This window comes from Bradyrhizobium australiense (assembly GCF_013114825.1).
Classification (GTDB): domain Bacteria; phylum Pseudomonadota; class Alphaproteobacteria; order Rhizobiales; family Xanthobacteraceae; genus Bradyrhizobium; species Bradyrhizobium australiense.
Genome location: NZ_JAAVLX010000012.1, coordinates 163,353 through 185,965, shown reverse-complemented (window position 1 = coordinate 185,965; position 22,613 = coordinate 163,353). Strand labels below are relative to the sequence as shown.

Below are 22,613 nucleotides of genomic sequence, written 5' to 3'. Positions count from 1 at the left end.
GAAGGTGACATGCTTGATGCCGCGGATGTACCCCCGCCTCATGGCTTGATCACCCGCTCATGCAGCCGCGCGATGGCATCAAGTGAGGAGAGGATTGCGCCCTCCTGCCAGGCCGGCAGCGCCGACGCATGCTCGCCGGCGAGCAAAATGCGCCCGTCGATCCCGCACAGATTGCGATAGTGCTGCTTGCGCGTCTCCTCCGACCAGTCGCCGCCGCAGCCGAGCGTGAATGGCACCCGGTGCCAGGCGACCGCGATGCCGTTCTCGAACTCCGACCTGTATTGCGGATGGATGTACGCGCCAAACTCGACCGCGCGCGCCACGCGCTCGTCCGGCGGCATGGCAGTGAACTCGAAGGAACTGGCGCTCTTGAACAGATAAGCGCCGAGCAGGATGCCGCGTCCGCTCTTGTTGTAGCCGGTGTTGGGATAGCCGATCTCGCGGATCGGCAAATCCGTGTAGCTGATGCCGCCATAGATCGCGTCGTCTTCCTCCCAGAAGCGGCGCTTAAACTGCAGCCCGACTTTCACCGATGCCGCATAAGGCACGGCATCTATCGCCTGCTTCATCGCGGCGCCGACATTGATCGGCAACTGGCTCAGGATCGACAACGGGATCGTGCACAGGCACCAATCGGCAGTGACCTTTTGGGGCTGCGTGGGATTTTTGGCGTCCACATAGGTCACAGTGACGCCGCTATCGTTCTGCCAGATTTCCGTGACCTTTGCATCATAGCGGATGAGATCGCCGACCTCTCGCGCGAAGGCCTTGCCGATCATGTCCATCCCGCCGACCGGCTGGAACATCGTGGTCTGCAATTCGTAGTTAGTGAAATGCCAAAAATGGCGCCACAGCTGCGACTTGAGGATATCCGAGAGCGCTAGCGGCTCGCTCGGCATGGGAGCAGCGGACAGCCCACCGCCGGGCGGCTTGGCATAGCCGCGATACTCGGAGGCAATCAGGCTCGCTTTATATTTGTAGTCGCGATCGAGGGCGCCCCAGGATTTCAGCGCAAGCAGCAGGATTTCCTTGTCCTCTTTGGAGACACCCTCATCCAATCTGCCTTGGGTTGCGACTTTCGCAAGCAGTTCCGAAATCTGGCCCTGGAAATCGGCCTTCACTGCGCGGATCCGCTGCGGCACCCCGCCGAAGGCGGGCGAGGCGTGTAGATACGCGTTGTGATTGAGCTGGATGAAGGGCTCGAGTGCAACCCTAAGCCGCTTGCAATAATCCAACAGCGCGCGGTGATGATAGGGAATCCGCCACGGCCCCGGATCGAGATGAAGGCCGTCCTCAAAGGCGCAGGTCTGCTTGAAGCCGCCGAGTTCGACGAAAGTATCGCCGCCGCGGAGCGTCCAGTTTCGCCCGCCGGGGCGGTCGTTGAACTCCAGCACCAGAACCTTGTAGCCGGCCTTGCGCAGCTCCAGCGCCGCCGTCATGCCGGCGAGGCCTGCACCAAGAATGAGCACGGAGGCGCCTTTGACATCACCGTCCAGCCGGATCGGGCCTGTGTAACGAGATTCAGAGGCAAAACCGAGCGCCGTCATCGCGTGATACATTGCGGCACTGCCGGCTACCGTGCCAATCAGCGAGAGCAGATCGCGTCGCCGGACCGTGAGACGCTCGTCCTGCATCTGATCTTCGATCGCCCCCATCTCACGCCGCATCTGCCAAGGAAACGTGAGGCTGCTCTGCACAACGCGTGATGTTGATCGGAAGCTCTTTACCAAGGCCGGGTGAGTTGCAGCTCTTACCTCGCTCCGCAAGCGGGCGGCGGTCTGGCAGGCGGCCATTGTAGGAAGATCGGGCTCGAGGCAAAGGTGGCAGCAACGATGGTAGCGCGGCAAAAGAGCATCCGAGTTGTCGAATGCGACGCCTGGAGGCGAACATCGGCTTTATCCTGAAGGCATCGATGCCAATTGATGAGAGCAGCAGATAAGCGTCCAGCGACTCACTGAGGTTGTGCCGATTGACAGTCATCCTAGCCCGCACCAACGCCCCGCCGTTGACTGCCCCAAACATCTGGCGGAGTACGGAGGCGTAAACGCCCGGCCTGCCGCGGAAGCGGTCGGTTTCCCTGTTTGCACCATCAATGCGGAATTGGAATGTGAGCCTCTCGCGATCGTCGAAGATCGAGATGACATCCGCAATTGGAACCTGACCGAGCCCTCCTGGGTTCAATTGGACCTGGAGGCCTTGTTTGCTCGCATGTACTATCGCGACTACGCCTAGAAGTACGATGTTGAAAGGCGTCTCACCACCCGGCACTGAGACTTTCCTCAGGCAATATCTGCAGATAAGAGTCATCATCTCTTCTAGAGAAAACTGCGATGGCTCCATGAGCCTCTTGTATTGATCTCGATATTCTTCGGGAACATAGCAGTGTGCACAATGAAGATTGCAGTAAAGAGACGCGCAAATTCTCACGTGGTCGAAGACAATGAGAAGCAGGTTGTCGCGTGGCATAGCGTCCTCCTGTTTGTTGTCTTGGACAGAGGACAAAGCAGGATTCGGGCCAGCGTCACGCGCGGCAGGCCGACGGCTTTTTATGAGCGCAATGTCGCGCTTCAAACAGTTTGGCGTGTTCCAGACATCAGCAGGGTCTGCCCATCAACGACACGAAGGGCGTGTGAAATAACGGTCCGCCCTGACTTGTCAGCGTGAGGAAATTGGAACGCCCGATCAAGTCACGGCCGATAGCGAGGAGCAGGTGCGCCGGCAGCCGGTCTTTCCGGCCCTGATGGGAGCGCGATTGCGGGAGTCACTGACAGATTAGCTTGGTCCCGGTACGGCAGTGGTGACGGAAGCAACATCGATCGCCATTTGTCCAAGTGCCTGAGGGAGTGAGTTATGCTGTCGTCACAGATGAGGTAGGGCAGAAAGAGGACCGGTTCCACCTATCTCGTCGACCGCTTCGAAGGCCCGAGTCTCGCCCCGATACAGTCGGATAGGTTGCCAGCTGGTTGCTGCTTATTTCCGGACATCTTCTATCCCTCCTCACGAGAACCGTACTTTTGACGATTAAGCGGTCCCCAAAATCAGGGCCGCGCCAGCCAGTGAATTCGAAAGCAAGGATGCGCGCCAACAGGCTGATGCCGACGTTGAGGGCGAGCATCGGCCTGATGCCATTCATCGGAGCACCGCCATCGCCCAAGCCGTATCGGTCTCGCTGCACAAGGTTATTCTCTACCAATTCTTGGAGGAGATTGCAGGGCTCAGGTCAATTAGAAGTTCGCTCGAGACTGATATCCATTGGGATGGGCCTCCTCTACGAGGCTAGCGGAAGGGGCCTATGTCAAGAGATAACCACTTTGCCAACGGAAGCACGTTGTCAGTTTTGCTGGATCGGACTTTGCTCGTTCTGTCCGCCGTAACCACAGCAATCCTTTTCATTTGGCTGCTATACTACAGCAGTCACGGTCTCAATCTCGCCGACGAAGGTTTCTACCTCAACGTCATCGCGAACCCGTTCTCCTACGCAATCAATATTCCACCGTCCCTTTTCGGCTTCGTCTTTGACTGGCCGTATCAGTGGGCGGGTGGCGACATCGCCGTGCTTCGCATGGCGAACGTCACGCTTACCATGGCGCTGGGCTGGATTCTCAGCTTCCTTGTGAACCGGCGCCTCTGGACAGTGTGCTGGCCGCGGGCGGCGGTGCTATCGGCAGGGATTGCCAGCCTAGCATTAGTCGCCTTTCACATCTGGTTGCTGCTCACCCCCAACTACTACACACTGAACATTCAATCGGTCTTGATGGTGATGATCGGCTTGCTACTAGCAGTCCAGTAGGGGGCGGGGATCAGCACTTCGTCGCCCGGATTCAGAATAACCATGGCCACATTGAAGAGCGCCTGTTTGGCGCCGCTCGTCACCACGATTTCTTCTGCCGACCAGGGTTGAGCGGTCTCGGCAGAAATTTTGCGATAAAGCGCATGTCGCAACTCTATCAGACCGAGCGTGTCAGTGTAGCGGTTGACGTTGCGATTAATTGCGGCGAATCAAAAAAGACGGATCATCGTCCGTTTCGGCCTTTCTCCGAGAGAGAAATAAGATAATAGCTCTTTTTTGGGGACTAGGTGGCCATGGAGATAAGAGGTCGGGCCGAGATACGGCAGCATGCACAGGTCTGGCCGAGTAAGAGCTGGGGCGCCATTTGATGGTACGTCCAATGCCAGGAGGGCAAACAAGTGCCTCGTTCGCGATTGCAGTGGAGCGTGACGATAGGGCAGGCGTTCGCATGGCAGCAGTCCTTCGAGAAACGAGTATCGTGTTGTGTGGATGACAAATTATTGCCTCAAGGGGGGTGGAGATATCGCGCTTCCGCACGGGTGAGTTCGTCGTACCTCAACAATCGAAAACCTCATCGAGTGTCGCGATGTCTGGCTCAATGCCGGCGATCCCTTCCTCGGCGATAATGCGAGCGCAGACGTGCCGCATTGCCGCTATTGCTGCTCGCATGGAGTGGTTGGGCCAGATCACTGTGGAGATGCTGGCATCCCGAAATTTAGAGACGGGTGTTCGATAGTATTTCGTTGGAACAATTATGACAGGTAGGCAGTTCTGCCAGGCACTCGCGAACGAGAGGATTCGTCCGCGGTGCTCTTACGCGAGTGAATGAGGATCGCGTCGGCTCCCGCGGCCGCGTAAGCGTTAGCGCGTAAAATTGCCTTGTCCATACCATGGCCGGCGATCAGCGCTTCGATTCGGGCCACGAGAACCGATTCGTCCGCAACTTTATCTTTCACCGCCCGCAGACGGCCGGAGAATTCGTCGATATCGGCTAGTGGATGTCGATCGCCAACAAACGAGTTCATCTTCGGAAAACAGCTGTCCTCCAGCGCAATCCCGGCAGCGCCACGCTGACGGAGTTTGCGCGCCAAGAGGCGCCCATTGTTGAAATTCCCGAAGCCGCCATCGCCATCAACGAGCACGGGCAGCTCCGTCGAGTCCACGATGCGCTCGACCACGTCGACGAGTTGGTTCCATGACGCTTCGTTGGCATCGCGGTAGCCGAGAGAGCACGCAATTGACAGGCCCGACGCCCACAGACCTTTAAAGCCTGCCCGCTTGGCGATTGCGCCCGAGAGCGCATCATGAGCTTCCATGAGGTAGGAGAGCTCGCGGTTGGAGCAAATCTCATAGCGCAGCATTTCTGCAAGTGAGGAGCCAGCGCATCGATCAGAGCCGTTGGCGAGAAAAGATTGTGATTGATCTTGCATGCCACATGCTTCTGTCATCTCGATCAATTACTAGCGTTGGTAGTTGACTGGGGTCGCAACGTGTTGCAAGTCGCAATAGGATGCCGCGGGGAGTCGGGGCTAAGCTAAGCCCTAACGATCACAGGATGTTCTATCGTTGGTGGCGGAAATTCAAAGCGCACTCGCTAAACCGTCGGCAAACTTCATCAGATCAGCACTTCTTGGCTGCTCGACGTCGAGTACGATCCGACATCTCCACCTGCTCCTGGCGATGCGAAGCGTTGTCCAGGGCGAGTGGGGAAAGGGCTTTGGTCCTCGTGAACGCTGCGGCCGCTCACCTTGTGTTACGCACCCCGCTCTCACGCAGATTAGGGAAGAACGTATCGCATCGTAGCCCGCGGTCTTCTTGATCTACATCAACTAATGTCGCGGCTGCTGCAAGCGGCGATGTCGCATTTGCGCCATGTCGTAATTGCGTCTGATCGCCTATCGTGCCCAATCGATCGCCAATTCTCCCAAGAAGTTGTCTTCACGCCTGATTCTCGCGAGCGCCGCAACTTGGTACGAGCCTTGCTGTTCTCATCCCAGGTTCTCGGAACTTGTGGAGTACCGCATGCACGGTATTGTCTGCATTAAGCAGGCCTCCAATTTCGCTCAGATACGCGTGCGCGCCGTGGCCAACGACTCCATGCGCCACCGGGAGGCCGATCATCAACATCTACGATCTGTTCGCGCTGCGAGCAGTGCCGGAGCTAAGCGCCGAGTGCGGCGGCGAGATAACCGTGCTCATCGATGGCCGCCGAGCCCTACGCAAGGTACTGACCTTCGGCGCCGACCACATCGTGTGGTCATGATCGCGTATTCGCCAGGACGGCACACTGGCGAGCAGCTATGCGTTAGCGACCGCATCCGCAACAGGGAGAGAGTATGGCCCCGCTGATGTCATCTTCACTGGCAAGCAGACGATCGATGGCGACACCGCTAAGGTCGAGCCCAGCATACCCAAGCGGCCCGGCCTGCTGCAGCTCACCTACGTCGCCAAGACGGGGGCCCCGGATCTCGGCGCACCCACCACCAAGGCGGAGCAGCACTTCATTCGTGCCGGACTGCGATTCCGCAAACGGCAATTTCGCGTATGCCGATGTCGTGGTCGCCGAGGGTCTTGGGCTCCGATCGGCCAAAAAGTTTCAAATGGTGCGCCAGTTCGCCGCTGTCCTTCGCGTCGAATATGGCTGCTCAGGTCCGCTGGCGCAGAAGGGCTGGGTCACCTCCGCCCGGCAGATCGGTCACACCGGCAAGATCATCCGGCCAAAGCTCTTTATCGCGGCCGGCTTTTCCGGCGCGATCCTGCATTGGGTCGGCGTTAAGGGCGCCGACCTGATCGTCGCCATTAGCATCGAGAAGAACGCGCCGATCTTCGAACTCGCCCATGTTGGTAGTGACGCGAACCGGCTGCTGGCAGCGCCGATGGCCGCCTTCGCGCGCGTCTGCGGCCGTATTCGTGCATTCAGATCGCGAGCAAGAGGAAGCTGTCACGATCGAGGTAAGGTTCGGCGCGATCGTGGTCGGCGCCGGTATAGCCGGCATGCCTCCGTGCTACCTAGGGCCAAGTTGGACATGAAGGCGTTTCGGCCCAAGCGCGGCGTATATTCGCCCGCGCCCATTGCCCGCTGCACGATCCGGAAAACTGGCCACCGGTTTTCGAATGAGATCATGCATAAGCTAGAGACTGAAGCCGTGCGCTCTAATCGTGGATACCAACTACGGAGACTGAAAAATGCATGTCGAGCCCTCAGTGAGCCTCGAAGAGAAGCTGTTCTACAACCGCAATCACATCGATCTCGGTCGTTCCCATGCGGGGTCCGCGCGCACAATGCCGTCACCGCAGCTGCTTACGCTCGTAAAAGCCGGCCCCGCACGTCGCTTCGAGCGGTAAGGCCAAGTGCGACTTGGAGATCACCCTCGACGGCTGCATCGAATGCGATACCCACCGCGTCGTTGGCGAGCCCTCTGGCGACATGAAGTGGAGCTACCAGTGCCACGGTTATGGTGTGCTGTTCTAACTTAAGTGAGAGTGGCGCTGCAGCTGACGGTTTCGATTGACCTGTCCCTTCTGGGAGTCTGCTGGGAGAGTTCAACGAATTCGGGAATAGCATTTGCCGCAGCGCGCGAGTGTTCAGGCTGGATGAAGAGCGGAGCAATGGCTTCGCTGAGCGGAATAAAACTAGACTCCGCCTAAAATACTCAATCGAACAGCGTAATAGCGGCCTCTTGGCTGCCCTCGTGAGTCGTCACATGGACTTATTCAGCTTCATCGAATGCGCGAAGCAAACGCGCTCCATTAAAGCGCTGTTCGATCTTCTTGTGAACTGTGCGAGCGAGGAGGGCTTCAGTGAAGTCGCTTACGGAGCACTCACGTTCGCGGAGCCGCCTCGTCTGCCGGAGTATCTACCGCCCGCGGTGACCGTGAACTTCCCGCCTGACTGGTGCCGCCGGTACTTTGAACGCAACTACCATGTCATCGACCCGGTGGTCCGGCGGACACCAATGCTTCCAGGGCCGTTTGTTTGGGACGAACTCGCCAAGCGATATCAATTGCAATCCGGCGAGAAGCGCGTATTAGACGAGGCCAAAGAGGCAGGTCTGAAGCATGGCATGAGCGTGCCATTGTTTGGGGCATTGGGCCGAATATCGGTGGTATCTTTTGCATCTCCATTCGACGAGGCCGATCCTCAAGATCGTATGAGTCACCTCAGCACACTGGCCCTGAACTTTCATCTTGCGTTTGCGGAGATCGCGCGGCCCTCGGATAGCAGCTGCAACGGGAAACTTACCCTGTCTGAGCGCGAAAAAGACTGCCTGCGCTGGGTGGCAGAGGGAAAATCGTCTTGGGAAATTGGGAAGATTCTGAAGGTTAGCGAGAATACAGTCAATTTTCATCTTAAGAACGTGATGCGCAAACTGGGTACGACGAATCGCACCCAGGCAATCGTAAAGGCGCTTCGCCTCAATCTCATTGAATTCTCGGCGGTGCCAGCGCTGGCAACTGGATGCTAACTGGCCTGAACGTGTGGCGTCCGCTCGCAGGATTCTCGATGGCATGACGATCCAATCTCGTTGAGAATAGCAGCGAGCTGGATGACGCATCGATATAATGACAAAAGGCCCTGCGCCATCGCCCACGAATGGGCCGCCGCTGGTTCGTGGGCTGTCGCATTTCTGGGACCGCACGGCTTCTGTCAGATTCAAGACACCTAACATTATCCGCTGGTCGCAATTGCTTTGAAAGTTAAATCAGCAGTTTAGCTTTGCCGAGCGCCACTGGCACGGCGGTTGCTAGTAGATGCAGCCATCACGGGCAAGTGTGAGTGCGTGACATAAGCAGGGACGATGCCGACCTGTTTGGTGTCGATGAGAGGTATTGTGAAAAAGTTAGCGTGGGAGCTTCACCTTGTACGCAAGCTATCCGTTGCGGCCGTTGCAATGTTGGCCTCATCACAGGCTAGCTCCGAAGATGATTGGATGAGAGCTGCTAGGCAGATTTTCAAACCGATTCCCTCGATCATGCCTGCTGTGAAGGACAATCCGGTCACCCACGAAAAGATCGAACTCGGCAAGATGCTGTTCTTCGATCCGCGGCTGTCGGCCAGCGGGATCATCAGCTGCAATAGCTGCCATAATCTTGGTACCGGCGGTGTCGATGCCGGTCCGACCTCGGTCGGGCACGGCTGGCAGCAGGGTCCACGTCGGGCGCCAACTGTTTATAACGCGGTATTCAATCTGGCGCAGTTCTGGGATGGACGTGCCGCAGACCTCAAGGCGCAAGCTAAGGGGCCCGTGCAGGCGCGTGTCGAAATGAACGCGACCCCAGATCATGTGCTCGATACGTTGAATTCGATGAATGACTATGTGGTTATGTTCAAGAAGGCGTTCCCGAACGAGGCGTCGCCGGTGACCTTTGACAACTTCGCGAAGGCGATCGAGGCTTTTGAAGCGACTCTGATTACACCCGCTGCTCCTTTCGATCAGTACCTTGAAGGCGATACGACTGCTCTCAATGATCAGCAGAAGGCAGGATTGAAGCTCTTCATGGAGACGGGGTGCTCCTCTTGTCACAACGGAATCAACGTCGGCGGACAGGGTTACTTCTCGTTCGGCGTGATCGAAAGGCCGAGCGCAAAACTGCTTCCGGCCTCCGACAAGGGCCGATACGCGGTCACTAAGGCGGCCAGCGATGAGTACGCTTTCCGCGCCGCGCCGTTGCGCAATGTCGCGTTGCGGGCTCCATACTTCCATTCAGGCCAGGTTTGGAGCCTTAAGGAAGCGGTTGGTGTGATGGGTGAAACTCAGCTCGGCATCGAGCTTAGCGATAAGGAAAAGAACGATATTGTTGCGTTTCTGAATTCGCTGACTGGTCAGCTGCCTAACATTGAGTATCCGAAATTGCCCACACGTACCGAGGCAACGCCGCGACCCTCTGTAGGCAGATAGCATGGTTCTTCCACGCAGTGGACATTGCGCGTTCTTTGAATGAAGGAACAAGGCGCAGGCATTCGGGTGTCTGCGACGCATAAAGTCGCAAAGGCGGAGCAGGATGGGAGCGGGGACACGAAAGCAAGTGCCCTACCAGCTGCTGATAAAAGCGCAGCTATGACAAAGCGTCTGCTAGCACCAAGTCCAAAAGGCTATGAAGACGGACGACAGGGCTGTTGACGTAGGCAAACAGTGGCTCGGTTTGGGCCTGAATCGTCCAGAGACACAAGCGGGTTCCTCTTGCCGTGTCTCCGCGCGTTGAACCCGAGGTCAAGGACCAATGACAGTTGAACGAGCGTTCTGCGCAATCGGCGGCCGCAGAATACGCACGCGTCGAGCACAAGCGGCACCATCCTCTTAGCAATGGATCGTGTGAGCGGCTGAAGCCGATCCGGCGCTCCCAAACGTGAGATTCGTAAGCTGAACCTTGCGGACCTCAGAATGGAAAGGCGTGGGTCGAATATCCGCGGAAGCACGGGAGGCGCTCTTAGACCGACTTTCCGGACGTCTGCGTGCTCATCCCCTGATCATGCATCACCATTGTGCCGGGCCGTGTCAGGTTCGCGATGCCATTTAGCCGTTCGAGGTTGGTGGTGATCACCTTGAAACATACTCAACCCATACGACTTGCAGGCAGAATCCTTGCGTATAACCGGAAAATACAGAATGCGGTTAGGTGACCGTAAAAAAGCCCCGGCCTGAGGGCCGGGGCTTTCGATCCGCTGTTGTTTGAATGCTAAGTGATCAGTATTTGAGAACCGGCGGGCTAAACTTGTAATTGAGCCGCAAGGTCAGGAGATCGAAATCCTGGCGGATGCGATCGGTCGCGACCACCGCCGGCTGACCGCCATTATCGGGACCGCGGGGGGGCCCACCAGCGGCCGTGGCGAAGCTCACGTTGGCATCCGGCATGAACAGGTGGTTGTATTCGATGCCGACCGACCAGTTCGGCGCAAATCCGACCTCCACACCAGCGCCGACCGCTGCGCCCAAACGCGTATTGTCGATGCTCGCCACCTGCGCGCCGGTCAGGGTTGAGGTGACCTGATAGGCGTTGCTCATGACCGCAGCACCGCCCTTGGCGTAAAGCAGAACGTTATTGGAGGTGTAGCCGATCAGGCCGGTGATCAGGCCGAACGCGTCGGTCGTGCTGCGATTGGTATTGAGCGGGAAGGTAGTGCTGACATTGGAGCCGCTGAAATCAGCCCAGTTGCCCTGACCTTCGATACCAAACACCGCCTGGCCCATCTGCTGGCGATAGCCGATCTGGCCACCCACAGTGCCACCTGTTGCGTCGCTAAAGCCCCAACCGCCGTTAATACCGATGTACAAACCGCTCCAGTCGTAGATCGCGGCCGCGACCTGCGGCGGTGGCGGCGGCGGAGCCTTATAGACAGGCTGCGCAGCGAGATCCGCGCCGAATGCGGGTGCAACCGCGCCAAGCGCTAGGATGCTGCAAGTCACAAGCAATAAGTTCTTCATTTCCAGTTTCTTCCTTTAGATGGCCCCCAGGCCGCGCGCGTCTTAGCAACGTCATCGGAGATTGCTGTAACGGCAGCGCAACACTAACTCAAAAGAGACAGCTTGAAGCTCACGCTGCGTTAGGTTGTAGGCTTGGAATCGTGATCAAATGTGCGCAGTGCAGAAATTGATCGCGCGTGGGAGAGATGCGCGTCAATGGCAACGTTGGAAGAAAGGGTGTAATCGAAGCTCGCTAATAAGGACGCGCGCGTGGGGCGAGAGCAGCGATGAACTGTATCGGATCGTCTGGCTGAGTGTTGCTCCCACTCTATGACCAGAACGGCGCATCCGCTCGGAGCATCGTTTGATCAACGGCAGAGGCAACGTTGGACATCGAGTTCATTCACGGACGCCTCTTCAGCTATGCGGAATGGCAGCGGAACGGCTCTTGCGCTCGGCGCTGAAATCCTTCGCGGAAGACGACGCCGTACCCGTGCTTAAGATTGCCTTGACCGAGATCGAAGGATTTTTGAGTGACGCCTATCGCAATGTTCATGGGAAGGGCGCACGGATCAAGAAGCTGCTGGAATTTGCGGTCGCCTCAGCTGAGGCAAAGGCGGGGCACCCGGGGCGCTCTTGTTCCCGGCCGCCTTCGCTCATTATTTGAGATCGCACACCATCGCTGACTTCGATGCCGCGGCTCGGACGGGCAATGCCAGTTCGCGCCCTGGGGGCGGACACGGCGCCGCCGTGCCTGCAACTTAAACGATGGTGCGAGCGCTTCAGGCCCTGCTTACGCTCGATCAAGAGCGCGCCCGTCGTGAGGCAGGAGGGCTCCCCAGTCGAGTGGGTTATAAATAGATCACCAAGGGTTGAAATGATCTATTTATGGATCGTTAATTTGACATCGGTTCCAGATAGCCTTATAAATGGATCATAAGCTTGCTTTATGACCTATGTATGGAGCAGACGTGCCCAAGACCAACCGTCCTGTCTCACCCTATGCTGCGGATGCCGCGATCCGGTTGGGGCAGCTCATCCGCCGGGGGCGCATTGACCGCCACATGACGGTTGCTGCCTTGGCGGAACGGGCAGGGGTCTCGCGTGGCCTCATACAACGCATCGAGGCAGGCGATACCGGCTGCGCCATTGGTGCCGTGTTCGAGGCCGCGGCAATTGTCGGCGTGCGCCTGTTCGATGCCGGCCCGGCGACGATGTCGCGCGAGGTCGAATCCAACCGCGAAGTAATGGCCTTACTTCCCAAGGCAATCCGCAGCCAGCGAACCGAGCCCAATGATGACTTCTGAGCAAAAACATACCCAAGCCTATGTCTGGGTTTGGTTGCCGGACAGCACGCAACCTGTCGTCGCGGGTCTCCTGTCCGCGAGCGGCAAGCAACTCGTCTACAATTACGGGCAGAGCTATCTGCGCCGGAACAATGCCATCTCGCTTTATGAGCCGGAATTGCCGCTCCGCAGGGGCGTCCTTCCGCTCCTGAACGGGCTCAACATGCCCAACTGCATTCGCGACGCGGCACCCGACGCGTGGGGCCGCCGCATCATCATCAATCGCAAATTCGGCTCAGGCGGAAAAGATGTTGATCCCGGGAGCCTTGACGAACTGACCTATCTCCTGGAGTCCGGATCGGACCGTATCGGCGCGCTCGACTTTCAAGCGTCTGCGTCGAACTATGTACCGCGCGAGGGCGCGGAAGTGTCGCTTGATGAACTCCTGAATGCGGCAACGCTGGTTGAAAAAGGTGTGCCGCTGACGGCCGAACTCGACCGTGCGCTTCTCCACGGGAGCTCCATCGGTGGCGCGCGGCCAAAAGCCATGATCACGTCCGGCAACAAGAAATTCGTGGCGAAGTTCTCGTCCCAGAACGACCTCTTCGGCATGGTGAAAGCCGAATTCGTCGCCATGCGCCTTGCGTCCATCATCGGTCTCTCCGCCGCACCCGTGGCCCTCAAACGCGCCGCTGGAAAGGATGTGCTGCTTATCGAGCGCTTCGACCATGAAAAAGCCCAGGAAGGGTGGCGCCGCAAGTCAATGGTCTCGGCGCTCACGCTGCTCGAGCTTGACGAAATGATGGCCCGCTACGCGAGCTACGAGCAGCTTGCGACCGTCATTCGTCACCGCTTCACGTCGCCCAAAGAGACCTTGAAGGAACTCTTTGGCAGGCTCGTGTTCAACATCCTGTCCGGCAACACTGACGACCACGCCCGAAACCACGCCGCGTTCTGGAATGGTGCGGAGCTTACGCTTACGCCCGCCTATGACATCTGTCCGCAGAATCGGACGGGCGGGGAGGCATCGCAGGCCATGTTGATCATGGGACAGGAGCGTGCGAGCCAAATCGCGCTCTGCCTGAAAGCCGCGCCCTTGTTCCTGCTTAATGAGGGGGAAGCGATCCTTATCGCGACCGCGCAAATTAAGACCATCAAGGAACGTTGGGCGCAGGTGTGCGACGAGGCCGCGCTCAACGAGGTCGACCGGAATTTCCTGTGGCGCCGCCAGTTCTTCAATCCCTATGCGTTCATCGACGCGCCCGAAGCTATCACGCGCCTCGTCGGTTAACTGGGCGCCCCGCGTATCTGATAAGGTGCGGCCCATGTCGTGGTAATCCCGCTGGCGCCTTTCTCTTCCCGCGAAGCCAAGAAGAACGAATTCCCCGACGCGCTCGCGCTGCTCTCCACACGAAGCCTGGACGGCACGCAATGCGAGGCTACTGCTGGTCGTCAGCCCCGATCGCGATTGGCAGGACTATGCCGGCCAATCTGAGCTGCTGATAGTGGTCTGCGATGTCGCGGCGGCCCCAGACTACTTCAATGGAGATGCGGCATTCGTCGTCGCGCGTTGCATGGCGCTGCTCGCGCCCGGGGAGGAATCCGAACTCAAGATTGATATCGAAGCTGCGATCAAATCCCTTGGAGACGTTCGATCCGGAAATCGACGGCTATTCCACGCTCGATTTCGAGATAGAAAACCTAGATTCTGCGCTCCAGTGGGGGAGTGGGGATGCTGTCGTTCGGCCGAAGATCGCCAAGGCTGACAAAGAGGTGTCGTATTCGTTTTGACGTTGACTACGATGGTCCATTTTTTCCGCAACGTTCCGATATTCGGTTCATGATGGCGGCGATATGGACGCAGTCGAACTGGGTACCGACACGAAGGAGAGCGAGCAGAAGATCGCATTGCAGGCGGTAATTTCGATGGACCGACGCACCGAAGAGGAGCCTCGCGTACCAATCTAATAATTGGCCAACGCGAGCTGCAGGCGCGGATCCAGGCCGGATGACACGTCGAACTTGAGCAATTTCAACTCGGAAAACTGATGTTCTGTCGTCCTCGAAAAGGTGAGTCTTTGCGCGGTCAGCCAACTGCTCAGGGTCGGCAGCAACGAGGGCAGGGCGTTAGCGGGACGATCGATGTTACCGGCGCAATTCGCTAGGTCTGCGGACCGGCGACTACGGCAGCGACGCTGCCGCGGTCGTCTCAACCAATCCCTTGTTTGGTCCTCTTACCGAATACGAAGCAGCTTTGCAGGGAGCTTCTGACGGTCCGCGCAAAGAAGATAACCGAAGCACCGAACGATCGGCTCGACGCCATGCTGGCGCGATTGCAGCTTCCCGCATCCGCGACCAGCTTGACAGCCTGCTCGACGAGAGGGCACGCCGGGCCTGCTTTCACGAGCCCTTTCATCAGCAAAGCTGACCACCTCGCTCCCAGGCTTGGGTTATGTAACGCACGGGGCCGCCAAGTTCTCCCCCGGAGAAGGACTGCAGGCTATGCCAGGCAAAACTGGTCAAATTGTCCTGCGGAGAAAAATCTCGTGCTCCAGGCCTGGCGGCCCAATAGTGGCCGTGTAGTTCACGCCCCGGAGAGTTAGAGTTTTCTCTGGCTCAAGCACACTTGGCAGCACGTTGTGTAAGCGCATGCCTTCTTTGAGGTCTTCCGGCGCCCACTGGTCCCCGTGTTGCCAGCCCGGGGGTGCATAAAACGACAAGGGTATCAGCGGACCCGCTTCATTAGGCACGGGTTCATCATTCAGCAATCGCCGATGCTCACTTGGAGGCAATTGAACTGGATCGAACGTGAAGTGCTCTGGATCGACATTGAAGAATGGCGCCATGGCGGGTTCATCATCTAGCAATGCCGAAACTCAGCTGGAGGGAATTGCACTGCATCGAAGGTGAGGTGCTCTGGATCGATCAGCGCCAACGGCCCGGGCTCGGCACCGCGCTGTTGCTGAAGCTCCTCACGAAGCTGCTCTTCCAATTCCCGAAGCTCCCCTGGATCGACCGAGACCGTCACCTGAGCGTGCTCATCATCCAGCAGTCGCCGAACTTGTGCTGAAGGGCCGTCGATGAGCTGCTCATTCCGAAAATCTATGATGTCGGGCGAACTCTGAGGCTGCCGTGAGCTCGGGCGCACTTGCTGTTCGAAACGCGTGGGTTCATCATCCAGCAATCGCTGAAGCTCACCTGGAGAGAATTGAACTGAATCGAGCGTGAAGTGCTCTGGATCGACATTAAAGAATGGCGCCCCGGCGGGTTCCTCATCTAGCACCTGCCGAAGTTCAGCTGGAGGGAATTGCACTGGATCGAAAATGAAGTGATCTGGATCGACCAGCGCCAACGGCCCGGGCTCAGCATGGCGCTGTGGCTGAAGCTCCTCATGCAGCCGCTCTTCCGGTCTGCGAAGCTCCCCTGGATCGACCGAGACCTTCAAATGAGGGGGCTCGTCATCCAGCAGTCGCCGACGTTTTGGTGGAGGGCCGCCCATAAGCTGCTCATTTCCGAAATTTTTGATTTTTGGCCGACCCCGAGGCTTCCGTGAGCTCGCTGCTTCTGCAGATGCATCGGGATCACGAAACTTACTAAGGTATCTCAACGCTGCAGGTAAATACGTGCCGCGATTGTGTCCGGCCTTTCTTTCAGCCTCCAGCTCTTTGGTATTGAGGCCAACCATCGATAGACCCTTAGCTCCGAGACTGTCCGCGAAGCTGGCAAGATTGTTGGCGTACCGGCCTCCGGATGCCAAGTCCACCTCCCCCTTCACAAAGGCGGCACGAATTGCATTCTCGATCAAACGCCGATCCTCATCAGACAGATGGCGATACTCCGCACGGAGATCATCGGAGAGGAACGGGCGCACTCCTTGTTCGAAAGACACCATCTGCTCGGGCTGTCCCGTCTGCTCATCCTGCACGATTGGCTGCGACACCTGCGACCAAGCTGTTATGTTGGATTTGTCCACACTCACCTCCTCAGATCACCCGAAAAATTCACAACTATCAGGGCCAGCTTTGAAGAGGCTGACGAGCCACACCACCTCCCAAGCCGTCCGACGAGCATGAAAAACACCATCATGGCCATTCGTGTCATTGGCTGACAGATCTTGACGGCACCAGTGGCCTGGGGACCCAGTCCAGCGACTGGAAGCAGCGCGGACGCGACTCAGCGGCGTTTGTTGCGTAATCGACGCTGTCCCTACGGCGCCCGCGCTGCAATTGAAGTTAGCAGCGACGTGACGCTGCGCTTTCTCCGTCCTGGTCAAGCGCTATTCTAGCACGCGCCGCTAACTTCAACGGTCTTGTATTCGGGCTGGCTGTCCGAAAGCTGACGAACCTGCCGCAATTTCAAACGAGAAGCGGCCCATGTGGCCGCTTGCCGTCTAGGCCGAGAACGAGGGCAACTCCTAGGCCGCCGCGCTCGGCTATCAGCTTTGCCAAGATCGCCTGCTTCGCTCACCATAGGCGGCAGCGGCACACTTGCGATGGGCCGGATGGTCGCTCAGCGATCGTCCAGCCCGAACCAGCCGACCTGGTTCTGTCCCTTCTTCCAGCCCGGGCCGGCGTGCAGGCATCCGGCTCGACCAGCTAATGGCTACACATCTGCAGCAAGCGGCGATTGTAGCAGCGATCTTTGCTGCCAAAGATCGCCTCCACCGCGGCCTTCATATTGCCGTAGATGCCGCGACTGCAGGTGCCCTTGAACGGGCGAACGCCTGGTCATGGGCGTCGAACACCGTCTCCCGCGTCTCCCGCGGAGAAGCCCGCACGAACAGCATGCGGCTATGACAGAGCCGGAGATGGGCGGCCTTCACCATCACCGTCGTGCCGTTCAGCAAGGCCACCTCGTGACACCAGTCGAGTTGGCACGCTTCGACGGCGCAAAGCTCAGCGGAGGCGCAGCGGTTGATCGCCCGCGCTCCTTGCTCCACCACCGGGCGTAACGCCGCACGGCATCGTAACCGCCGTCGTAGCCGCGCCCGCGCAGCTCCTCGAAGATCGGATCAAGGTCAGCTGTTCACGAGCCGGTTTGGCCGCATTCACCGCAAGCACCGTCAAGCTCTCCTGCCCATTATCCCAGCTTTGGCCGCGGCTGCACTTGCCGCTCGTACTAGAAGGAGCTCTCTCCCGACCTCAATACCTGGCGGACCGTGTTCCGCGACACCTTCAGGTCACGTGGCGATCTCCTTGATCGTCTTGCCCTTGATGAAGTGCTCGCGCCGTATCCGCGCAATCGTCTCCACGACCAGCATCCCGACCACGTGCTTTCATTCAAAAGCAGGCAGCAAGAGATCAGTCTAAAGGGAGGCAATTTTGGACACTGATCCCCTGGCTTAGGGGGCAATATTGCAGGCCGAATGACACCGACGAATCAAAGAATTGGCTGAACGGGGGCTTTGACGCAAGCCGGACTCGCGAAGATCGGGAAAAACCCAACCCTCCTTAGACAAGCCGCCGAAAGGATCGCGTATCGCGAGTTCGCGCGTTCAGAGGCGCAGCGGGAAATGCTGGAGCCCGGAGGTGACACGGTCACGGAGCCGTGGATCAAAGGGTGGGGCGGCTTCGAAATCTTCGCGCGATCCCGCGAGGCCCGTGGATGCTCTCCTCACGATAATTCATAAAATGCATAAGCCGAAGAGTACGCGAGGCCGGCGGCCTTTGGAGCCATAATAGAAACATGACAAGTCAAAATTCAGCGCGACCATCGCAAGCCGCAGAGCGGCAGCTAAGGCTGAAGCAGTGACTTTGTCACGTTCTAGTCCATGAGACTGGAACCGGGCAGATGGTTTCTGTATTCCAGCTCAATCTTTTGCCAGGTCTGCGTCCCAACACGAGCGCGAAACTGCGGTAGCCGAAATCGAGAAGGCAAAACGTATTGGCATTCGACCACCCATCCGAACGGAAGCTCCTTAACCTTCTTCAGTCGATGCATCTCGGGGCCATTCATGGCCGGATCGAAGTGACTGCCCAAGGCGCATGAAAAACATCAAACATCGTCATTCCATCGGCTCCGCTGATACCGAGCCGGATAGGGCCAAGTGATTGCCGCAAGCGCACCGCGTCGGCGCGTCCTCGTCGAGTGCTGTGCTCCCTATGATGAAGTCCTCAGATCATGGCGCCGCTCAACATCGAACCCGCACAGACATTATAACGGGCCCGCCGCGTAGGAGAGCCCGCTCGTCATAGACTCGGCCGTGATCTGTTCGAAATTCGCATGGAGCGGGTAGGCCTTGACTAGCGCTTTCGCGCGCCGCGTCTCACCAAGTGCGGTGACGAACGTCTCCCCGTAACGGTCGGTTAGGCGCTGCCCAAAGGACCGCGAATCTGCGTCACCGCATATTCGCCCCAACACGCCTTGATGATCTCCCACCGGTATTGCGCATGTGCATTCGGGTGCTTGCTCTGCAGGAGGCAGGCTCGGAAGGCCGCATTGAAGCGTTCTGTCACTTCGACATGGCGCATTCATTAGCCAGGGTGTGGAATGCTTGCTCGTAGAACTCGTTCTCGTCTTCGAGCAGAAGCAGGACGCCGCATTCAAGAGCATGTGGCTCTTAACTGTGCCGTCGCGCATGACGGCCGGGTCATGGCGACGCCCATACGATGCCTTCCGACGGGGTGAGCTTGTGTTTGGTCTCGTAGCCGCGGTTGAGCTGAAGGAGCGCTTGCGCGTAGTCGAGGCGATGGTGATGCCGTCAAGCGCGGCCGAAGTCGATATAGCGGCTGAAAGTGTGTACATACGTCGTGGCTTAGGTTGGCAAATGCGCGCGCATGTTCCTCGGGGTCGAACCCGCGAAGGCTCATCGAAATATTCGGGCGCGGTCGGCCGCGGCATTTCACCCGCCGCGCTAGGCTGGGTCTCCGTGGGCGTGGCATCTGTCATCGGCAGCCATCGTAGGCGAATGACCCCGATTTGTGCTTTAACTGACCGCACCAAGCTGTTGTTTTTACACAAAAAATTGGCCATTTGGTCATAGAATCAAGTTGTGATCTTATCTTTCTTGATGAAGAGTCATTGTATCCTGATTTCATAAATCAAAATCAGGTCATAGGCTGATGAAAGGTCGAAGAAATCGGTTTGGAAGATGAGAAATGACGTCAAGACGCTCGCCCGCAGCGGTTGGATGAACGACTAGACTGGCTCAAACCAGCCGAGCGGTTCCGCATGCCGCCAAAAGGTTGGATCCGGGCCATAGGCGAGGCCTTGGGCATGACCGCGTGCAATTCGCCGGCCGGCTCCAATCCGCCCACTAAGCGTCGAGGCGCTCGAGCGCTTGGAGGCAACCGGCGCAATTCAGCTCAAAACGCTGCGCCGCGCCGGCCAAGGCGCTCGACTACAGGCTCGTCTGTGCCCTCGTAGCGAACAGCTTTCTGCAGCATGCCGTGCGCGCGCGCAAAATCGCCATGCGGGACCTTGGCCGTGTCGCTCACATCATGAAGCTGGAAGCCCAGGCGACCAGCGATGCCAATTTTGAAGCGCGCATCGAGGCATATATCCCGACCAGATCAAGGAGCGCGACCTTATGGAACGAGCCGTGAGCGATCTCTAAGAGCCCGACGATGCCACGCCGCTCGCGCCGGGAGAACGCGATGCGCTGTTGCAGACCTGGATCACTGATCGCGACGATCTCAATGAGGCGGAGCAGGAAAACATCGTCGAGGGCGCGACCGGGGCCGGCAGGCGGCAGGGTAACCCGCCGATCTGCTGAATGAGGATTTCGCAAAGACGCTCGGCCATCCGTCGCGCATGGAGGTCTTCGAGGCCGTAGCGAACTTTTTCCGGCGCTGAGCCCTTGCGCCCGCATCCGCGGTATCATCTCGAACCAAATCAAACGGGACCATGGATTGCCGTCTTCAACATCATTGCCGAGATGCTCAAGCGGCGCATCGTCGACATCGCGCAGTGGACGCCGTTTTCCGAACTGCATGTCATCTTCGAGGTCTGCGGCCGCGCGGACGAACTGATTGAGCAAGTGTTCGGCGATTTCCGGATCGAGGAAGACGGACGGCCGATCCCCGTCGGTTGCAGCCTCGCTCCATGCTCCTGATGAAGGCGCGATCGACGCCCATACGTTCTGCAACGGCTTCCTGACTTAGCCTAGGGCCAAGCGAAGGGTCTGCTCCAACGTCCTTGCGAATGTCCATCCGCAGGATAGGAAGCAATCGCGTATATTGGCGCTACGTGGTATATTAAGCGGGAAAGTCGACAAGCGACGTACGCAGCTCGTCCGATAGCTACTCGTTCTAAGTAATGTTATGCTCGACCTGATAACAATGTGGCGGTTATGTGCATATACCTACGAACAAGCACTAAAATCGATCAATGGAGTTGATAGCACTCATGCAGACCCCGCTACTCGATCCTGATGTCGCCGACTCAGCTCCGGTTGATCCGGTGCTCACGAGCTACGATGAACGGCATCTGGTCACGTATTTGCGGCTTCTCGATGCCGAGGCCGACGGCGCCGACTGGAAGGAGGTTGCTCGGATCGTTTTGCATATCGATCCGGATCGCGAACCGTCGCGCGCTCGCAGTGCATTTGATAGTCACTTGGCGCGAGCAAAATGGATGGCAGACCACCGTTACCGCGATTTGCTACGTGGCGGTGTGACCAAATAGCAAAAATCTGTCGATTATAACTCGCAATTGGGAATGGATTTGCCCACTGAGACGTGATCGCCTTCACGCATCACGGAATGCAGAGTTACTGACTTCCCGCGCAACCCAAGGCTTCATAGACATTCGCCGGAAACGCCCTGCTGCAGGGGATCAACGCAATGTCCGAGTTCGACTGGCCGCTTCGCCGGGTGCTTATCAGCACGCCATCAAGTCAGGGGAGGAGGTGGCGGATTTCGCCCCGGGGCGGTCCGGCGAAGTCCCAACTATCGAAATGCTTACCCGGAGCTCTCCCACGATGCCGCGTCATGACGCGCCCGCTTGCGGGATGATCCGCATCCTGAACTCCAGCGTCAGGTCGCAAATATTAGGGATCAGCGTCAATTACCACGCGAGCGCACGCGAAGCGCTCCTCGGCGAGGGCAAGAGACTCAGTACCTGAAACGGCCGCAGGGATACTCATCGATGGTGCGCCTCATGCTTCGCGATATAGTCGAGAATTCGCGCCCTCGCCAAAAGAAGATCCTCATCGAGCATTGCGTGCATCGCGCCTCGAACGGATGGGAAATCGAGTTCTCAGTATATGTGCCAAAGCTCTGACATACACGATCGATTCTCTCGATCGAGGCGCCCGCCGTGATCATTCGCTGCTCAGACAAGTTGATCCTCCTTCTCGTCGTCAGTAGGGGTTGGGATTGGCATTCCTGCGTTCTTTGGCGAGCCGAACGGGATCGTGTGAACGTTTGTTCAGCACTCGAAAATCATCGCGGCGCGCTTCGACGTAACGCCGGATCCTGTTGCAATTATCGATGGGAGATGTCTACTTGAGAAGCCGCAGATCTCCTTGATGATTGCGCAGTATTGCTTAATCTGATGGCTTGCCGACCGACCGGTAAGCGCTCTTCGGCACCGGCGATGAGCAGATGCTATGAGGCGGGGCTCGTCTTCTTCGCGCTTTTGCGCCTTGACGCGCTTTACCAGGTCGGGAACAGATTTCGCCGAGCAGGTGGCGTCCATTCCGCTCTCGCTTGAAGTAGCGGTCGATGACGAGCTTGATTAAGCCCGGATTTGCTGTCTCTTGCGATGCCCGCAGAGTCTCCCGACGAAACGTCGCCATTTGTATCGTGCATTAGGTTCAAATCCGTGGTTGGGATGCAAATGCGGAAGAGTGCCGCGTCTAAAACATTCAAACGATGAGTTTCGCGAGGCGCGACGCGCGATTTGATCTTGTGCCAAAACGCTGCAATGTATGTAAGAGCTGCCGATGCTGAGCGCTGTGGCAAATAGAGGCGCCATCGTCAGTGGTACAGCCGCGTCCACATGAGCTTGCAAATTTCCCGCTCTGCTCGCGTGAAGTTGCCAACGTTGAAGTGAGTGCGCCGATACACAGCAGCGCGTTCCGCTCGCGACCCCATGATGTGGGGTCTCTCGCGCTTGTACATTTCGTCGCGTGCTTGGCTGAGTGCGCCGCGCACGGCATGTCGGAGTTCCCCTTTGTTTCGAGGGAATGTG

17 protein-coding genes and 3 pseudogenes are annotated in these 22,613 nt (G+C 58.0%); 10 read left to right on the top strand and 10 right to left on the bottom strand.

Features of this window, described 5'->3' with window-relative positions:
* Positions 1-38 precede the first annotated feature (38 nt).
* Together HCN58_RS31040 and HCN58_RS31035 are read right to left on the bottom strand one after the other, a co-directional pair.
* The gene (locus HCN58_RS31040) at positions 39-1,655 is read right to left on the bottom strand and encodes an NAD(P)/FAD-dependent oxidoreductase (RefSeq protein ID WP_235984037.1); all 1,617 of its coding nucleotides are present in this window, start codon (positions 1,653-1,655) and stop codon (positions 39-41) included.
* A gap of 1 nt (position 1,656) precedes the next feature.
* Positions 1,657-2,466, bottom strand: coding sequence for a radical SAM protein (locus HCN58_RS31035; protein ID WP_171583133.1), 810 nt, complete (start codon positions 2,464-2,466; stop codon positions 1,657-1,659).
* Between the two features lie 826 nt (positions 2,467-3,292).
* Here HCN58_RS31035 and HCN58_RS31030 point away from each other — a divergent pair.
* Positions 3,293-3,790, top strand: a complete 498-nt coding sequence (locus HCN58_RS31030) for a hypothetical protein (protein WP_171583132.1) — start codon at positions 3,293-3,295, stop codon at positions 3,788-3,790.
* Here HCN58_RS31030 and HCN58_RS31025 read toward each other — a convergent pair.
* Complete coding sequence (locus tag HCN58_RS31025) at positions 3,742-3,942, bottom strand: aminotransferase class I/II-fold pyridoxal phosphate-dependent enzyme (protein WP_311966914.1); 201 nt, start codon at positions 3,940-3,942, stop codon at positions 3,742-3,744. The genes HCN58_RS31030 and HCN58_RS31025 overlap by 49 nt on opposite strands.
* Before the next feature lie 353 nt (positions 3,943-4,295).
* Positions 4,296-5,151, bottom strand: a pseudogene (locus HCN58_RS31020) (isocitrate lyase/phosphoenolpyruvate mutase family protein).
* 1,140 nt (positions 5,152-6,291) lie between these two features.
* Here HCN58_RS31020 and HCN58_RS31015 point away from each other — a divergent pair.
* From HCN58_RS31015 to HCN58_RS31005, 3 genes and pseudogenes are all read left to right on the top strand, one after another.
* A pseudogene (locus tag HCN58_RS31015) lies at positions 6,292-6,746 on the top strand (FAD-binding protein); the annotation flags it as partial.
* A gap of 748 nt (positions 6,747-7,494) precedes the next feature.
* Positions 7,495-8,256: a helix-turn-helix transcriptional regulator gene (locus tag HCN58_RS31010; protein ID WP_171583131.1), complete on the top strand. Its 762-nt coding sequence runs from the start codon at positions 7,495-7,497 to the stop codon at positions 8,254-8,256.
* Between the two features lie 426 nt (positions 8,257-8,682).
* Entirely contained in the window at positions 8,683-9,690 is a 1,008-nt protein-coding gene (locus HCN58_RS31005) for a cytochrome-c peroxidase (protein WP_235984051.1), read from the top strand.
* Positions 9,691-10,476: 786 nt separating this feature from the next.
* Here the strand turns inward: HCN58_RS31005 and HCN58_RS31000 are convergent.
* The gene (locus tag HCN58_RS31000; protein WP_171583130.1) at positions 10,477-11,214 is read right to left on the bottom strand and encodes an outer membrane protein; all 738 of its coding nucleotides are present in this window, start codon (positions 11,212-11,214) and stop codon (positions 10,477-10,479) included.
* 427 nt (positions 11,215-11,641) lie between these two features.
* On the opposite strand from HCN58_RS31000, the gene HCN58_RS30995 reads away from it, so the two are divergent.
* From HCN58_RS30995 to HCN58_RS30980, 4 genes are all read left to right on the top strand, one after another.
* Positions 11,642-11,860: a hypothetical protein gene (locus HCN58_RS30995; RefSeq protein WP_171583129.1), complete on the top strand. Its 219-nt coding sequence runs from the start codon at positions 11,642-11,644 to the stop codon at positions 11,858-11,860.
* Positions 11,861-12,164: 304 nt separating this feature from the next.
* Positions 12,165-12,500, top strand: a complete 336-nt coding sequence (locus tag HCN58_RS30990) for a helix-turn-helix transcriptional regulator (RefSeq protein ID WP_311966913.1) — start codon at positions 12,165-12,167, stop codon at positions 12,498-12,500.
* Positions 12,490-13,770, top strand: coding sequence for a type II toxin-antitoxin system HipA family toxin (locus HCN58_RS30985; protein WP_171583127.1), 1,281 nt, complete (start codon positions 12,490-12,492; stop codon positions 13,768-13,770). The genes HCN58_RS30990 and HCN58_RS30985 overlap by 11 nt, the downstream gene beginning before the upstream one ends.
* A gap of 350 nt (positions 13,771-14,120) precedes the next feature.
* Positions 14,121-14,270 carry a hypothetical protein gene (locus tag HCN58_RS30980; protein ID WP_171583126.1) on the top strand — a complete coding sequence of 50 codons (150 nt, stop codon included), beginning with the start codon at positions 14,121-14,123 and terminating at the stop codon, positions 14,268-14,270.
* 728 nt (positions 14,271-14,998) lie between these two features.
* Here the strand turns inward: HCN58_RS30980 and HCN58_RS30975 are convergent.
* The 4 genes and pseudogenes from HCN58_RS30975 to HCN58_RS30960 form a co-directional block, all read right to left on the bottom strand.
* A complete protein-coding gene (locus tag HCN58_RS30975; RefSeq protein WP_171583125.1) occupies positions 14,999-15,325 on the bottom strand; it encodes a hypothetical protein in 327 nt (108 codons plus the stop codon).
* Positions 15,326-15,339: 14 nt separating this feature from the next.
* Positions 15,340-16,452 carry a hypothetical protein gene (locus HCN58_RS30970; RefSeq protein WP_171583124.1) on the bottom strand — a complete coding sequence of 371 codons (1,113 nt, stop codon included), beginning with the start codon at positions 16,450-16,452 and terminating at the stop codon, positions 15,340-15,342.
* Positions 16,453-17,012: 560 nt separating this feature from the next.
* Positions 17,013-17,739: pseudogene (gene istA / locus HCN58_RS30965) on the bottom strand (IS21 family transposase); the annotation flags it as partial.
* Between the two features lie 1,045 nt (positions 17,740-18,784).
* Entirely contained in the window at positions 18,785-18,949 is a 165-nt protein-coding gene (locus tag HCN58_RS30960; RefSeq protein ID WP_171583123.1) for a hypothetical protein, read from the bottom strand.
* A gap of 23 nt (positions 18,950-18,972) precedes the next feature.
* Here HCN58_RS30960 and HCN58_RS30955 point away from each other — a divergent pair, with 23 nt between their 5' ends.
* The gene (locus tag HCN58_RS30955) at positions 18,973-19,461 is read left to right on the top strand and encodes a hypothetical protein (RefSeq protein ID WP_171583122.1); all 489 of its coding nucleotides are present in this window, start codon (positions 18,973-18,975) and stop codon (positions 19,459-19,461) included.
* Positions 19,462-19,911: 450 nt separating this feature from the next.
* Here HCN58_RS30955 and HCN58_RS37565 read toward each other — a convergent pair whose 3' ends face one another.
* Positions 19,912-20,565: a hypothetical protein gene (locus HCN58_RS37565; protein WP_171583121.1), complete on the bottom strand. Its 654-nt coding sequence runs from the start codon at positions 20,563-20,565 to the stop codon at positions 19,912-19,914.
* Between the two features lie 260 nt (positions 20,566-20,825).
* Here HCN58_RS37565 and HCN58_RS30945 point away from each other — a divergent pair, with 260 nt between their 5' ends.
* The gene (locus tag HCN58_RS30945) at positions 20,826-21,104 is read left to right on the top strand and encodes a DNA -binding domain-containing protein (protein WP_171583120.1); all 279 of its coding nucleotides are present in this window, start codon (positions 20,826-20,828) and stop codon (positions 21,102-21,104) included.
* Positions 21,105-22,613: the final 1,509 nt, after the last annotated feature.

What these genes read in the sequence shown, in the direction of transcription:
- HCN58_RS30945 (WP_171583120.1), top strand. Translation starts at nt 20,826, where the DNA reads ATGCAGACCCCGCTACTCGATCCTGATGTCGCCGACTCAGCTCCGGTT.
- HCN58_RS31030 (WP_171583132.1), top strand. Translation starts at nt 3,293, where the DNA reads ATGTCAAGAGATAACCACTTTGCCAACGGAAGCACGTTGTCAGTTTTG.
- HCN58_RS30960 (WP_171583123.1), bottom strand. Translation starts at nt 18,949, where the DNA reads ATGCGCCATGTCGAAGTGACAGAACGCTTCAATGCGGCCTTCCGAGCC.
- HCN58_RS31005 (WP_235984051.1), top strand. Translation starts at nt 8,683, where the DNA reads ATGTTGGCCTCATCACAGGCTAGCTCCGAAGATGATTGGATGAGAGCT.
- HCN58_RS31010 (WP_171583131.1), top strand. Translation starts at nt 7,495, where the DNA reads ATGGACTTATTCAGCTTCATCGAATGCGCGAAGCAAACGCGCTCCATT.
- HCN58_RS31000 (WP_171583130.1), bottom strand. Translation starts at nt 11,214, where the DNA reads ATGAAGAACTTATTGCTTGTGACTTGCAGCATCCTAGCGCTTGGCGCG.
- HCN58_RS30975 (WP_171583125.1), bottom strand. Translation starts at nt 15,325, where the DNA reads ATGGCGCCATTCTTCAATGTCGATCCAGAGCACTTCACGTTCGATCCA.
- HCN58_RS30985 (WP_171583127.1), top strand. Translation starts at nt 12,490, where the DNA reads ATGACTTCTGAGCAAAAACATACCCAAGCCTATGTCTGGGTTTGGTTG.
- HCN58_RS31035 (WP_171583133.1), bottom strand. Translation starts at nt 2,466, where the DNA reads ATGCCACGCGACAACCTGCTTCTCATTGTCTTCGACCACGTGAGAATT.
- HCN58_RS31040 (WP_235984037.1), bottom strand. Translation starts at nt 1,655, where the DNA reads ATGGGGGCGATCGAAGATCAGATGCAGGACGAGCGTCTCACGGTCCGG.